This window comes from Amycolatopsis sp. NPDC003731 (assembly GCF_053586895.1).
In genome coordinates this window covers 16,021-27,503 of record NZ_JBSFNC010000008.1, presented here as the reverse complement: position 1 = coordinate 27,503, position 11,483 = coordinate 16,021, and the positions used below count along the sequence as shown (strand labels likewise).

The window sequence follows — 11,483 nt, the reverse complement described above, 5'->3', positions numbered from 1 at the left end:
GTCAGGGGCGGGTGAGGCGGTCCAGGAGGGACTCCAGGTGCCGGTGCTGGAGGTCGATCGTGGAGAACTCACCCGCCACCAGGCTCATCACGTTGGCGCCGGCGTTGAGCAGGACGATCTCGTCGACGATCTGCTCGTCGGGGGTCTCGGTGACGATGTCGCCGTCTTCGCGGCCCTCGGCGAGGAAGCGGTGCAGCAGCCCGCGCCATTCGCGGACGTGCTCGAGGTACTTGTCGTGCATCCGCCGGTTGCCCAGCGACATCTGCCAGAAGATGAGCAGCACCCGCCCGGCGGTGATCCGCTCTTCGTCGATCGGCATGGACGAAACGCAGATCTCGCGCAGCGCGGCGAGCCCCCGCAGGCCGTCGAGCTCGACGTATTGGCGCATCATGTCGAGGGCCCGCTCGTAGGTGGCCGCGATGATGTCTTCCTTGCTGGGGAAGTAGAGCTTGAGGGCCCCATTGGCGAACCCGGCGGCGGCGGCGATCTCGCGCATGGTGGCGGCTTCGATCCCGCCCTGCACGATCAGGTCCCAGGTGACGTCGACGATGTCGCTGCGCCGCTGGTCGTGGTCGATGATCTTGGGCACCCGGCACCTCCCGCACTGGTTTCTCTACCAGTGTAGGAGAAAGGGCGCGCGAGGACAGCTCCGGGGTCAGCGCCGGAACACGCGCCGGCGCGCGGGTTGCGACGGTCGGCGGGGACTGTACGGGGCGGGGCGGCGGCCGGAGGGGCACTCAGTCGCAGTTCGGCGCGCGGCCGGCGAGATGCGGTCGGGCGCGGGGCGGGGTGGCTTGGCGCCCGGCCGGGCCTGAAGTCAGCGCCGGAACACGCGCCGTCCCGCGAACCACGTCTCCACGACCTGCGTCTCCGCGACCTCCGCCGTCCGGAAGGGATTGCGGTCCAACACGACAAAGTCCGCCGACCGCCCTGGTGTCAGCGCGCCCGTCACGTCGTCCAGGCCACACGCCCGCGCGCCGCCCAGGGTGAACACCTCGATCGCCTCGGCCAGGGTGATCGCCTGCTCCGGCCAGAGCGCCCCGGGCCGCCGTCCGTGCGGGTCCGCGCGCGTCACCAGGCCCGCGATGCCTTCCCAGGCGTTCGGCGACTCGCTCACCGGCCAGTCCGAGCCGCCCGCCACCAGGGCACCGGTGTCCAGCAACGTCCGGTTCGGCTGCATCCGCGACGCCCGGGCGGCCGGCAGCACCTCCGCGATCGCCTCCGGGATGACCCCCGGCACCCACAGGAACGGCGAGATGTCTGCCGCCACGCCCAGCGCGGCGAACCGCGGCAGGTCGCCCGGGTGCACGAACTGCCCGTGCGCCACCTGGAACCGCGTGTCGGCATACCCGGCCGCGCGGACCTTCTCGACCGCGTCCAGGAACTGCCGCACCGATGCGTCGCCCGTGCAGTGGACCTTCGCCGAGAAGCCCGCAGCTGCCGCCGTGAGAAGCCACTCGGTCAGTTCGGCCGGGGGCATCGTCGTGGCGCCGTGGAAGCAGCTGCCGTGGGTGTCGTCGGGCAGGTACGGCTCCAGGAACGCCGCCGTGCGGGTCGGCGGCACGCCGTCGAGGAAGATCTTCACGAAGTCCGGCCGGTGGTGCTCGGTGCGGTACTCGCCGGCGAGCTCCAGCAGGGGCGCCCCGACCGGGTCGAAGCCGAAGATCGGGTCGTTGACCAGCAACGACGACACCACCCAGGCGTCGAGCTCGCCGGCGGAGTCCAGCGAACGGAGCGCGCCCAGGATGTCGGTCGAGACCCCGGCGTCCTGGAACGCGGTGACGCCGAAGCCGTGCAGCACCTCGATCGCCCGCCGGGACGCCCGCCGGTGCTGCTGCGGGGTCAGCCCGGCGATCACGCGCTCGACCAGCACGCCGGCGGCCTCCAGCAGCAGCCCGCTGGGCTCGCCGCCGTCGCGGACGACGACCCCGCCGGGCGGGTCCGGCGTCGCCGCGGTGATCCCGGCCAGCTCCAGGGCCCGGCTGCTCACCCAGCGGTTGTGCCGGCTGTCGTCCGACAGCGACACCGGGCGCCCGCCCGCGGCCTCGTCCAGCGCCCGCCGGGCCGCCGGAACCGACAGCTCCGCGACCAAAGTGGACGCCCAGGCGCCGCCGGTGAGCCATTCGTCCGGTCCCAGGGACGCGGCCCGCGCGCGGACGGCGGCCAGGATGTCCTCGACCCCGGCGTCCGCGCCGAAGGTGAGTTCGAACAGCTCCGCCCGTCCGGCCATCGCGTGGTGGTTGTGCACGTCGACGAGCCCCGGCATGACGAACGCGCCGCCGAGGTCGAGCACCTCGGTGTCCGGGCCGATGCCGTCGTCGGCCACCTTGCCGCCGGTGACGGCCAGCGAGGACGTCCAGGGCCGCGCGGTGTCCAATGTGTACACGACGGCGTTCGTCAGCACCAGGTCGGCGGCCATCGTCAGCGCTCCGCGGGGTCGAACTCGGCCGGGTGGACGGTGGCGCTCAGCAGGTGCCCGTGCGCGCCGAAGGTGAAATGCGTCGGCCGCTGCCCGGTGGCGTCGAGTCCGAAGAGGACACCGTGGGAGCGCAAGGCGCGGGCGTTGCGGTGATCCGCGACGGTGACCGACGCGCACGGGATGACCTTCTCACGCCAGGTGAAGACGTGGATGCCGGGCCGCAGCTGGTAGACGGTGTTCTCGTCGGTGTCGGCGAGCCCGCGCTCGGGCCCGGCCAGGCACTGCCACGTGTACCAATGCGGGCTGAGGTAGACGTGCTCGTAGGCGTGTTCGGGGCTGTACACCCACAGCACCCGGCGCCCGATCAGGGCGGTGCTCGGCGCCATCGGCTCACCGCGGACGTCGAATCCGTCGATGGTCGCGGGCCGGAACTCCTGGGTGACGCGCGGGGTGCCGTGGTCGCCGATCGTCGTGGTGACCACCAGCGCGCGGCCGTCCCGCAGGTCCAGGAAGAGCGACACCGCATCGCGCGCGTCCGGCGACGGGTGGTGCTGGACGTAGTAGAGGTCGTCGTCGACGAGGAACGTCTCGTCGGTGCCGCGCCAGGTGAAGACCGGTCCGTCGTCGTCGCGCAGCACGAAGGAGCGGCCGTGCAGGTCGTCGACGGCCGGCGCCTTGTGGGCGTCGAAGCCGGGGGCGAGGCCGTCGAGCGGCAGCCAGGTGGAGGTGTCGGAGAGCGTCATCGTGTCCTCAATGTGCGCAGTGGTCGCCGGCCGGCAGGTCGAGCGCGGGGTTGCGGTCGAGGAACCCGGACGGCCGGAACAGGAACCCGGAGCGGTCGACCGGCATCACCGGCCAGTCCTCGGGGCGGGGCACGTGGGTCGGGCCGAACACGTGCCACAGCACGAGGTCGGTGTCGACGAGGTCGCGGTCGGCGGCCGTCCACGCGGGCAGCCCCGCGCCGCCGGGGTGGGCGTTGGGGCGGTCGCCGGCCGGGAACCGCTCGTCCTCGCGGTACGGCGTCGCCCACAGGTGCTGCGTGGCGAAGGTGGCGCGGGCGTGCACGGTCGCCTGCGGCTGCGCCATCAACGTCGCCGACGGCCGCGGCACCAGTTGGTAGGCGGTCGGCTTGCCGAGCCGGTTGACCCGCGTCGCGCTGCGGACCTCCCAGACGCGGGCGCGGGCCGGGTCGGCCCGGCGCATCGCCTCGCGTTCGGTCCGCAGCGGCGTGGTCTTCCAGGTGAACGCGTTGCCGTACGGGTTGCGCGGGCCGGTCGGCACACCTTCGACGTCGACTTCGTGCAGGCTGGTGCGGTCGCCGTCGACTTCGACGTCGAGGCGCGCGCAGAACAGGTGCTGGTGGACCGGCGCGAACAGGCCGGGCGCCAGCTCGGTGGCGTGCGGCTGGTCCGCACCCGGTGTCCCGGCGCCGCAGAAGACGATGCCGGTCGCCTTCGCGTCGAACTCGATCGAGCCGTCGAGGTGGAAGTACCAGTAGTGGCCGTAGTCGTAGTTGCCGATGGTGGAGATCGAGGACACCACCAGCCGCCGCGACCGTCGGACCTCGGGCCGCCCGGCCAGGTCGGTGTGCTTCCAGAGGATCCCGTCGTCCTCTTCGTGCAGGCAGACCGCGCGCGGGATCTCGACCGGCTCGCCGCGGTCGTCGGCCACCCAGGCCGGGAAGTAGTGGATGACGCCGACGCAGTCACAGCCCAGGCGCAGGTCGTTGCCGTTCTTGCCGAACTGGTACTCGCCGGCGTCGAAGTAGCTGATCCAGAACCGGCCGGGCGCGACGTCCCCGTACGGGACCACCATCTCCGGGACGGAGGCCCGGTACAGGACCGGCCGGTCCTGGAAGCTCACCTGGTGCAGCGTCAGCCCTTCGCGGGCGTTGAACCCGACGCGCAGCCGCCAGCCCTCCCAGCGCACCTCGGAGCCCTCGACGGTGAAGCTCGGCCCGGCGGGCTGGGTGATCTCGACCGGCTTGAGCGTCGTCCGCGCCGGGACGCCGGTGTACCGCCCGCTCTCGGCGGGCACCGGGACGTCCCCCTCGTCCTCGACGCGCAGCACGCGCTGTTCGGTGAGGTTCAGGTGCACGACCAGGCCTTCGACCGGGTGCGCCCACGGGCTGTCGTCGGCGTCTTCCCGCAGGAAGGTCAGGGACCGCATGACGCGGCCGGCCTCGTCCTCGCGTCCGAAGTAGCCGGGCGCGAGCGGCGCGCAGAAGGCGTGCCCGATCCGGTCGGCGAGGCCGCGCCGGGCCATCGCGGCCTGCCACTGCGCCGACGCCTTCGTCAGCTGCTCGGCCAGCGCGTACTCCTCGAACAGGTACGACGGCTGCCCGTCGGCCTCGGCCCAGTCGTCCCAGGACACCAGCGCGCCCTCGGTCACCGAGACGACGGCCTCGCCGGCGCGGCCGGTGGCGGTGTCGAGGAGCGTGTACCGGATCCGGCGGTCGCCACCGCCGGCGCGCACCTCCGCCTTGGCGGGTTCGACGGGCAGGACCTGCGGGACCCGGATGGTGGCGCCGGCCAGCCCGGCCGCGGCGAGGATCGCGCGGCCGGCGGACAGCTCGGCGGCGGTCAGCGGGTCGAGGGGGTGCGGCGTGCTCACCCCGATGAGTCTCGGCCCCGGTCGCCGCGCGCGCCATCGACCTTGCGGCGCCGGACAACAACGCTGCGCTCGCGGCCAACCGCCCGGCGGGCGCTCGCGGTGAGGATGGGCGCATGCGAACAGATCTCGCCGGGAAGGCGGTCCTGGTGACCGGCGGGGCGTCCGGCATCGGGCTGGCCTGCGCCCGGGCGTTCCGCGCCGAGGGTGCGCGCGTCGGCGTCGTCGACCGCGAGCCCGGCCCCGACATCGTCCAGGCGGACGTCACCGACGAACCCGCGCTGGCCGCCGCGGTCGACGCCGTGGCCCGTGGCTTCGGCGGCCTCGACGCCGTGGTCGGCTGCGCCGGGATCTCCGGCCCGGTCGGTACCCCGCTGTCCGCGACCACGGCCGCCGACGTCGCCCGGGTGCTCGCGGTGAACGTCACCGGGCAGTTCCTGCTGGTCAAGCACGCGCTGCCGTGGCTGGCCGACGGCGGCGCGGTGGTCCTGCTCGGCAGTGACTCGGCGTTCACGGCGGCGCCGGGCATGGTGCCCTACTGCGCGTCCAAGGGCGCGGTGGTCGCGATGACCCGCGCGCTGGCCGTCGAGGTGCCGGGCATCCGGGTCAACTGCGTCTGCCCGTCGGTGGTGGACACCCCGATGGCGCGCGCTGACCTCGGCGCCGTCCTGGACGACCCGGCGTTCCCGGTGCAGGCGGCCGAAGACGTCGCCCGGCAGGTGCTGTTCCTCGCGTCCCCGGCTTCGCGGCCGGTCAACGGCCAGGCCCTGCTGGCCGACTTCGGGATGTCGGCGCGTTCCGCGTTCCCCGCTTAGGAAAGGATCCACAGTGGACTCATCAGGCAAGGTCGTCGCGATCACCGGCGGTGGCACCGGCATCGGCGCGGCGGTGGCCCGCCGGTACGCGGGCGAAGGCGCGCGCGTGGTCGTGCTGGGACGGCGTCGCGAGCCCCTCGAGAAGGTGGCCGCGGAAACCGGCGCGCACGTCATCACCGGCGACGCGAGCGTGCGGGCGGACGCCGAAGCCGCGGTCGCCGAGATCGTCGGCCAATACGGGCGGCTGGACGTCGTGGTCGCTAACGCCGGCGGCCACGGCCTCTCGTCGGTGGTCGACACCGGCGACGACGAGTGGGAGCTGGCCCTGCGCTCGAACCTCTCCAGCGCGTTCGTGTTCTGCCGGGCCGCGCTGCCGTCGCTGGTCGAGACGGGCGGGCAGGTGGTCGTGGTGTCGTCGCTGGCCGGGCTGTTCGCCGGGCCGAACGTCGCCGGCTACACGGTGGCGAAGCACGCGCTCATCGGCCTGACCCGCTCGATCGCCCGCGACTTCGGGCCGCGCGGGGTGCGGGCGAACGCGGTGTGCCCGGGCTGGGTCCGCACGCCGATGGCGGACGGCGAGATGGCCCAGTTCGCCGCGGCGGCGGGCTTCACCGGCGGCCACGACGAGGGCTACCGCCGCGTGACGGCCGAGGTCCCGCTGCGCCGCCCCGCCGAGCCCGACGAGATCGCGGCGATCGTCCGGTTCCTGGGCTCGGCGGAGTCCTCGTACATCACCGGCGCGGTGCTCGTCGCCGACGGCGGCGCCCACGCCGTGGACCTGCCGACCTTGGCGTTCGAGCGCGCCGGGATGTGAGTCAGGACCCGAGGTAGGCGGAGTGCAGGGTGGCGGGGGAGTCGAGGAGGGTCTGCGCGTCACCGGTGTGGGTGACGCGGCCCGACGAGACCACCACCGCCTCCTGCGCGACGCCGAGGGCCAGGTGGGTGAACTGCTCCACCAGCAGGATCGCCGCGCCCTCGGCCGCGAACCGCGTCACGACCGGCAGCAGGCGGGTGAAGACCACCGGCGCCAGGCCCAGCGACATCTCGTCGATCAGCAGGTAGGCCGGGCGCGCGGCGAACGCCCGCGCCAGCACGACCATCTGCTGCTCGCCGCCGGACAGCAGGGCCGCGGGGGAGTCGCGCCGCTTCTCCAGCTCGGGGAACAGCTCGAGGACCTCGTCGACGGCCGCGGGCGTGCGGGCGGTCAGGCGGAGGTTCTCCAGCACCGTCAGGCCGGGGAAAACCGCGCGGCCCTGTTCGATGTGGGCCAGTCCGAGCCGGGCCCGCGCCACCCGCGAATGCCGCGTCACGTCCACCCCGCCCAGGTGGACGCTGCCCGCCGACGGGGGCACCACGCCCGACACCGCCTCCAGCAGGCTCGTCTTCCCGGCGCCGTTGGGCCCGACCAGCGCGGTGATCCGGCCCGGTTCGAGGACCAGGTCGACGTCGCGGATGACCGGGCCGGCCCCGCGCTTCACCGTCAGCCCGTGGACTCGCAACGCGTTCACAGCAGCTCCGTTTCACCCATGTACGCCTTCAGCACGGCCGGATCGGCCAGGACGTCCGCCTGCGGCCCGCTCGCCAGCACCCGGCCGAAGTCGAGCACGGTGAGCGTGTCGCAGACCGACCGGACGAGGTCGAGATCGTGCTCGATGAGCAGCACCGACACCCCGAACCGCGCGGGCACCTGCCGCAGCCGCCGCCCGAACGCCACGTGCTCCTCGTGCGGCAGGCCGGCCGCCGGCTCGTCGAGCAGCAGCACCCGCGGGCGGGCGAGCAGGTGCCCGACGACCTCGACGAGCCGCCGCGCGCCCGCGTCGACCCGCGACAGCGGCGTCCGCGCCGCCGGGCAGCCGAAGAACGCCAGGGCGCCGTCGAGCTCGCGGCCGGTGAGCCGCCGCCGGGCGACGAACCGGACGTAGGCGCCGACGGTGAGGCCGGGCGGGACGCGGTCCTGCTGGAACGTCCGCCGCAGGCCGGCACGGGCCCGCCGGGCGGGCGATCCGGTGAGCGGCCGGCCGCCGAGGGTGGCGGTGCCGGTGGCCCGGGGCAGGAAGCCGCTGATCGCGTCGACCAAAGTGGACTTCCCGGCGCCGTTCGGGCCGATCACCCCGAGGATCCCGTGTTCCGGCACCGTGATGTCCACCTCGGACAACGCGGTGACGTGTCCGAAGGAGACGCTCAGCCCGCGGACCTCGAGCACCGGGTCGCCGGGTGGCAGCGGCTCGACGTCGGGGACGGGTTCGGTGAGCCCGACCCCGGCGGTCCGGCCGGAGCGGCGGCGGTACCAGAGGGCCCGCACGGCGGTGCCGAGGTTGCCGCGGCCGGTGAGGGCCTGGACGCCGAGCACGCCGAAGACGACGAAGCCCCAGTCCTGCGGCACGCCCCAGCGTTTGAGCAGCTCGGGCACGGCGACCCAGAGCAGCGCGCCGAACACGGCCATGTCGATCAGGTGCGCGCCGGACATGATGGCCAGGACGTACAGCGCGAGGGACTGGATGGCGGTGAAACTGGCCGGGAAGGCCAGGCCGACCTGCCCGGTGAGCAGGCCGCCGCTGATCCCGCCGAGGGCGGCGCTGACCGCGAAGGCGGTGAGCTTCGACGTCCGCACGCCCGCGCCGACCGCCGCGGTCCCACGCTCGGAGAAGGCGACGAGGTGCCAGCTGCTGCCCCACCGCCCGCGCCGCAGGAAGTGCACGACCAGCCCGCAGGCGACGAGCACCAGCACGGCGAACAGGAAGTAGGAGCGGTCGTCGGAGAACGCCTCGGGCCGCTCGACGGAGAGACCTTCGGTGGCGCCGGGGAACTGGATCTGCACGAGCGTGAGATCGGCGGCCGCGGCGAGCCCGAGGGTGACGACGGCGAGGGTGATGCCCCGCAGCCGCAGCGCGGGCAGCCCGACGAGCACTCCGGCCACGGCGGCGGCGAGGCCGCCGAGCAGCAGCCAGGTGCCGAACCCGCCGGGCACACCGGCCACGTTGCAGGCGGAGACGACGAAGGCTCCGACGGCGGCGAAGGTCAGCTGGCACAGCGAGATCATCCCGGCGGTCCCGGTGACGACCCCGAGCCCGAGCAACGCGATGGCCGCGACGACGGCACTGACCCCGAGGTAGACGAAGTACCCGGCGAGCCCGACGCTCAGTGCGTAGCCGACGGCGACCGCCGCCGCGGCGACGGCGAACGGCACGAGCTTCTCAGCGAGCCGCATCCCACACCTCCTTGCGCTGCGTCCACAGCAGCAGCGCCACGATCACCAGGAACGGGAGGAAGTACCGCAGCACCGACAGCCGGTCGCTCTGGGCGACCGCGCCCTGGGCCATGCCCAGCACCAGGCCGCCGAGCACCGCCAGGTCCAGCCGCCGGAAGCCGCCCAGCAGGGCCGCCGCCGCGGCGGGGACCACCAGCATCGCCAGCGAGGTCGGGTCGTTCGACTGCGACGGCGCCACGATCGACACCGCCAGGGTCGCGATCACCCCGGTCGCCGTCCACACCCCGACCGACAGCGGCCGGGCCGGGATGCCCAGCAGCTCCGCCGTCGTCGGGCGCTCCGACAGGGCCCTCAGGCGCACACCCAGCGCCGTCCGGGCCAGCACCGCCCGGCAGCCCAGGGCGACCAGGATCGCCAGCGCGACGGTGAGCACGGTGACCTGGCTGACCACCACACCACCGATCGTGAACGCCGGGCCGGCCAGCAGCGGGTGGAACGGCTGCGGCTTGTTCCCGAACAGGATGAACGCCAGGGAAATCAGCAGCAGGAGCACCGCGACCGTCGTCGCCGAGCGCGTGCCGGTGTCGGCCTCGGCCAGCCAGGTGGAGACGATCCAGCCGAGTACCGCGCTCAGCGCGCCGCCGAGCAGGATGCCCGCCAGGGTGGCCAGCCACGACGGGACGCCGAGGTGGACGGCGAAGAAGACGGCGACGTAGCAGCCGAACATCCCGGTCGCCGACTGGGCGAAGTTGACCACCCGCACCAGCCGCGACATCAGGGTCAGGCACACCGCGAGCACCGCGTAGAGCCCGCCGGCGGCCAGCCCGGCCAAAGCGCCCTGCAGCATGAACGTCCTCCTACTGCTTCGGGATCCGGAGCCAGTCCTGCGCGGCCAGTTCCCACTTCCCGGCGCCGGTGGCCAGCTTGATCGGCCAGCCCGCGGTGTTGTCGTGGTGTGCCTGCGCGGGCCCGAACACGTACGGCGTGCCGACCATCGGGTCGCTGATCGGCTTCATCTCGCGCAGCGCCTTCGACACCGTCTCGCGCGTGATGTCGCCCTTCATCCCGCGCAGCACGGCGAGGAAGTACTTCGCCGCCAGGTAGCCGCCCTGGCTGAACGACGTCAGCGGGATCCGGTTCTTCGCCATCAGCTCCCGCCAGTCCGTGTTGGCCGGGGCGGCGGCGTCGGTGAAGGGGTAGAACTCGGCCGGGACGTACACGCCGGCGCCCGCGTTCGAGATCGCCTTGGCGTAGTTCTCGCTGTAGACGCTGGTCAGCAGCAGCCAGGTGACGTCGGTCCAGCCCTGCGCCTGCGCGGCCTTGAGCTGGCCGATCGAGTCCGGCTCCACCGGGTTGACGGTGATCGCCTTGCAGCCCGCCGCCCGCGCCTTGACGATGTAGGGCGTGTAGTCCGATCCGCCGTAGGGCACGGTCGAGTCGACGTACTTCAGCTTCTTGCCGGTGATCTTCGTCCACTCGTCGATGGCCGCCCGGTACGCCGGCAGCGTGTTGCCGGCGATCTCCAGCAACGCGCAGATGTCGTCCTGCTTCAGCACTTCCGAGCCGTAGAGGAGGGTGAGCGTCATGTCGTGGAACGGGCCGACGTTGACCGGCGCGATGTTCGGGCTGGAGAAGCACGCCGGGTCGACGCCGATGCCCGGCATCGACAGGATCTTCTGCTGCTCGTAGTACTTCTCGTTGATCTCGCACTCGATCAGGCTCGACGACCCGACGAGCGCGACGGCCTGGTCGCCGCCGACCACCTCGCGGGCGGCCGCCGCGGCGGCCGCCGGGTCGCCCTTGTCGTCGATCGCCTTGTACTCGATCTTGCGGCCGTTGACCCCGCCGGCCGCGTTGGCCGCGTCGAACACGGCTTTCGCGGCCGCGGAGGCTTCCGGGAAGGTGGCCGCGCCGGACAGCGCGTTGACCGAACCGACCACGATCGGGCCGTTCGCGCCTGCTTCGGAACCGGCGCAGCCCGCGGCCGCCAGCAGGACGGCGATCGCGAGTACGGGCGAGGTTTTTCTCATTGCTGCTCCCGGAGGGCGGCCACGACGGGCGCGGAGTCGACGATCTGCTCGAAAGACACGACCTCGCCGCTCGCGAAACGCCACAGGTGCGCGACACGGGCGGTGAAGGACCGGCCGGTCCGGCGGTGGGTGCCGGTGTAGGTGCCGACGCCGACCACCGCGTCCCCGGCGTCGAGCAGGTCGCCGAGGGTGAAGCGGTAGCCGTCCCAGTCCCGGCCGATGGCCTCGAACACGTGCTCGCGCACCTCGTCCGGGCCGGTGTACGTGCCGGCGTAGGGGAACCCGGCCGCCTCCGTCCACGTCGTCCCGGGGCCGAGCGGGGCGAGCATGCCGGGCAGGTCGCCGGCGTCGCTGGCGGCGTAGTGCGCGCGGATGACGTCCACATTGGACACGAGTGGCTC

At 73.3% G+C, this 11,483-nt stretch carries 11 protein-coding genes; 2 read left to right on the top strand and 9 right to left on the bottom strand.

Annotated elements, in window-relative coordinates:
* Nucleotide 1: 1 nt before the first annotated feature.
* The 4 genes from ACWDN5_RS05320 to ACWDN5_RS05305 form a co-directional block, all read right to left on the bottom strand.
* Nucleotides 2-589, bottom strand: a complete 588-nt coding sequence (locus tag ACWDN5_RS05320) for a TetR/AcrR family transcriptional regulator (RefSeq protein WP_449674667.1) — start codon at nt 587-589, stop codon at nt 2-4.
* A gap of 228 nt (nt 590-817) precedes the next feature.
* Nucleotides 818-2,419: an amidohydrolase gene (locus ACWDN5_RS05315; RefSeq protein WP_449674665.1), complete on the bottom strand. Its 1,602-nt coding sequence runs from the start codon at nt 2,417-2,419 to the stop codon at nt 818-820.
* A gap of 2 nt (nt 2,420-2,421) precedes the next feature.
* Nucleotides 2,422-3,162, bottom strand: a complete 741-nt coding sequence (locus tag ACWDN5_RS05310) for a MoaF C-terminal domain-containing protein (RefSeq protein WP_449674663.1) — start codon at nt 3,160-3,162, stop codon at nt 2,422-2,424.
* A 7-nt stretch (nt 3,163-3,169) separates the two neighbouring features.
* Nucleotides 3,170-5,032: a primary-amine oxidase gene (locus tag ACWDN5_RS05305; protein WP_449674661.1), complete on the bottom strand. Its 1,863-nt coding sequence runs from the start codon at nt 5,030-5,032 to the stop codon at nt 3,170-3,172.
* A 113-nt stretch (nt 5,033-5,145) separates the two neighbouring features.
* On the opposite strand from ACWDN5_RS05305, the gene ACWDN5_RS05300 reads away from it, so the two are divergent.
* Together ACWDN5_RS05300 and ACWDN5_RS05295 are read left to right on the top strand one after the other, a co-directional pair.
* On the top strand, nt 5,146-5,844 hold the full coding sequence (locus ACWDN5_RS05300; RefSeq protein WP_310971828.1) for an SDR family NAD(P)-dependent oxidoreductase: 699 nt from the start codon (nt 5,146-5,148) through the stop codon (nt 5,842-5,844).
* Nucleotides 5,845-5,857: 13 nt separating this feature from the next.
* Nucleotides 5,858-6,658: an SDR family NAD(P)-dependent oxidoreductase gene (locus tag ACWDN5_RS05295; protein WP_449674658.1), complete on the top strand. Its 801-nt coding sequence runs from the start codon at nt 5,858-5,860 to the stop codon at nt 6,656-6,658.
* Between the two features lies 1 nt (nt 6,659).
* Here the strand turns inward: ACWDN5_RS05295 and ACWDN5_RS05290 are convergent, their stop codons facing one another.
* From ACWDN5_RS05290 to ACWDN5_RS05270, 5 genes are read right to left on the bottom strand one after another with little or no spacing between them, the layout of a single operon-like run.
* On the bottom strand, nt 6,660-7,352 hold the full coding sequence (locus tag ACWDN5_RS05290) for an ABC transporter ATP-binding protein (RefSeq protein WP_449674656.1): 693 nt from the start codon (nt 7,350-7,352) through the stop codon (nt 6,660-6,662).
* Entirely contained in the window at nt 7,349-9,052 is a 1,704-nt protein-coding gene (locus ACWDN5_RS05285; protein ID WP_310971831.1) for a branched-chain amino acid ABC transporter ATP-binding protein/permease, read from the bottom strand. Before ACWDN5_RS05285 ends, ACWDN5_RS05290 begins: the two co-directional genes overlap by 4 nt.
* Nucleotides 9,039-9,899 (bottom strand): branched-chain amino acid ABC transporter permease, encoded by an 861-nt coding sequence (locus tag ACWDN5_RS05280; RefSeq protein WP_449674654.1) that lies wholly within the window; start codon nt 9,897-9,899, stop codon nt 9,039-9,041. The genes ACWDN5_RS05285 and ACWDN5_RS05280 overlap by 14 nt, the downstream gene beginning before the upstream one ends.
* A gap of 10 nt (nt 9,900-9,909) precedes the next feature.
* Complete coding sequence (locus ACWDN5_RS05275; protein ID WP_449674652.1) at nt 9,910-11,082, bottom strand: ABC transporter substrate-binding protein; 1,173 nt, start codon at nt 11,080-11,082, stop codon at nt 9,910-9,912.
* Nucleotides 11,079-11,474, bottom strand: coding sequence for a nuclear transport factor 2 family protein (locus ACWDN5_RS05270; protein WP_176170553.1), 396 nt, complete (start codon nt 11,472-11,474; stop codon nt 11,079-11,081). The genes ACWDN5_RS05275 and ACWDN5_RS05270 overlap by 4 nt, the downstream gene beginning before the upstream one ends.
* Nucleotides 11,475-11,483: the final 9 nt, after the last annotated feature.

What these genes read in the sequence shown, in the direction of transcription:
- ACWDN5_RS05315 (WP_449674665.1), bottom strand. Translation starts at nt 2,419, where the DNA reads ATGGCCGCCGACCTGGTGCTGACGAACGCCGTCGTGTACACATTGGAC.
- ACWDN5_RS05310 (WP_449674663.1), bottom strand. Translation starts at nt 3,162, where the DNA reads ATGACGCTCTCCGACACCTCCACCTGGCTGCCGCTCGACGGCCTCGCC.
- ACWDN5_RS05300 (WP_310971828.1), top strand. Translation starts at nt 5,146, where the DNA reads ATGCGAACAGATCTCGCCGGGAAGGCGGTCCTGGTGACCGGCGGGGCG.
- ACWDN5_RS05285 (WP_310971831.1), bottom strand. Translation starts at nt 9,052, where the DNA reads ATGCGGCTCGCTGAGAAGCTCGTGCCGTTCGCCGTCGCCGCGGCGGCG.
- ACWDN5_RS05280 (WP_449674654.1), bottom strand. Translation starts at nt 9,899, where the DNA reads ATGCTGCAGGGCGCTTTGGCCGGGCTGGCCGCCGGCGGGCTCTACGCG.
- ACWDN5_RS05275 (WP_449674652.1), bottom strand. Translation starts at nt 11,082, where the DNA reads ATGAGAAAAACCTCGCCCGTACTCGCGATCGCCGTCCTGCTGGCGGCC.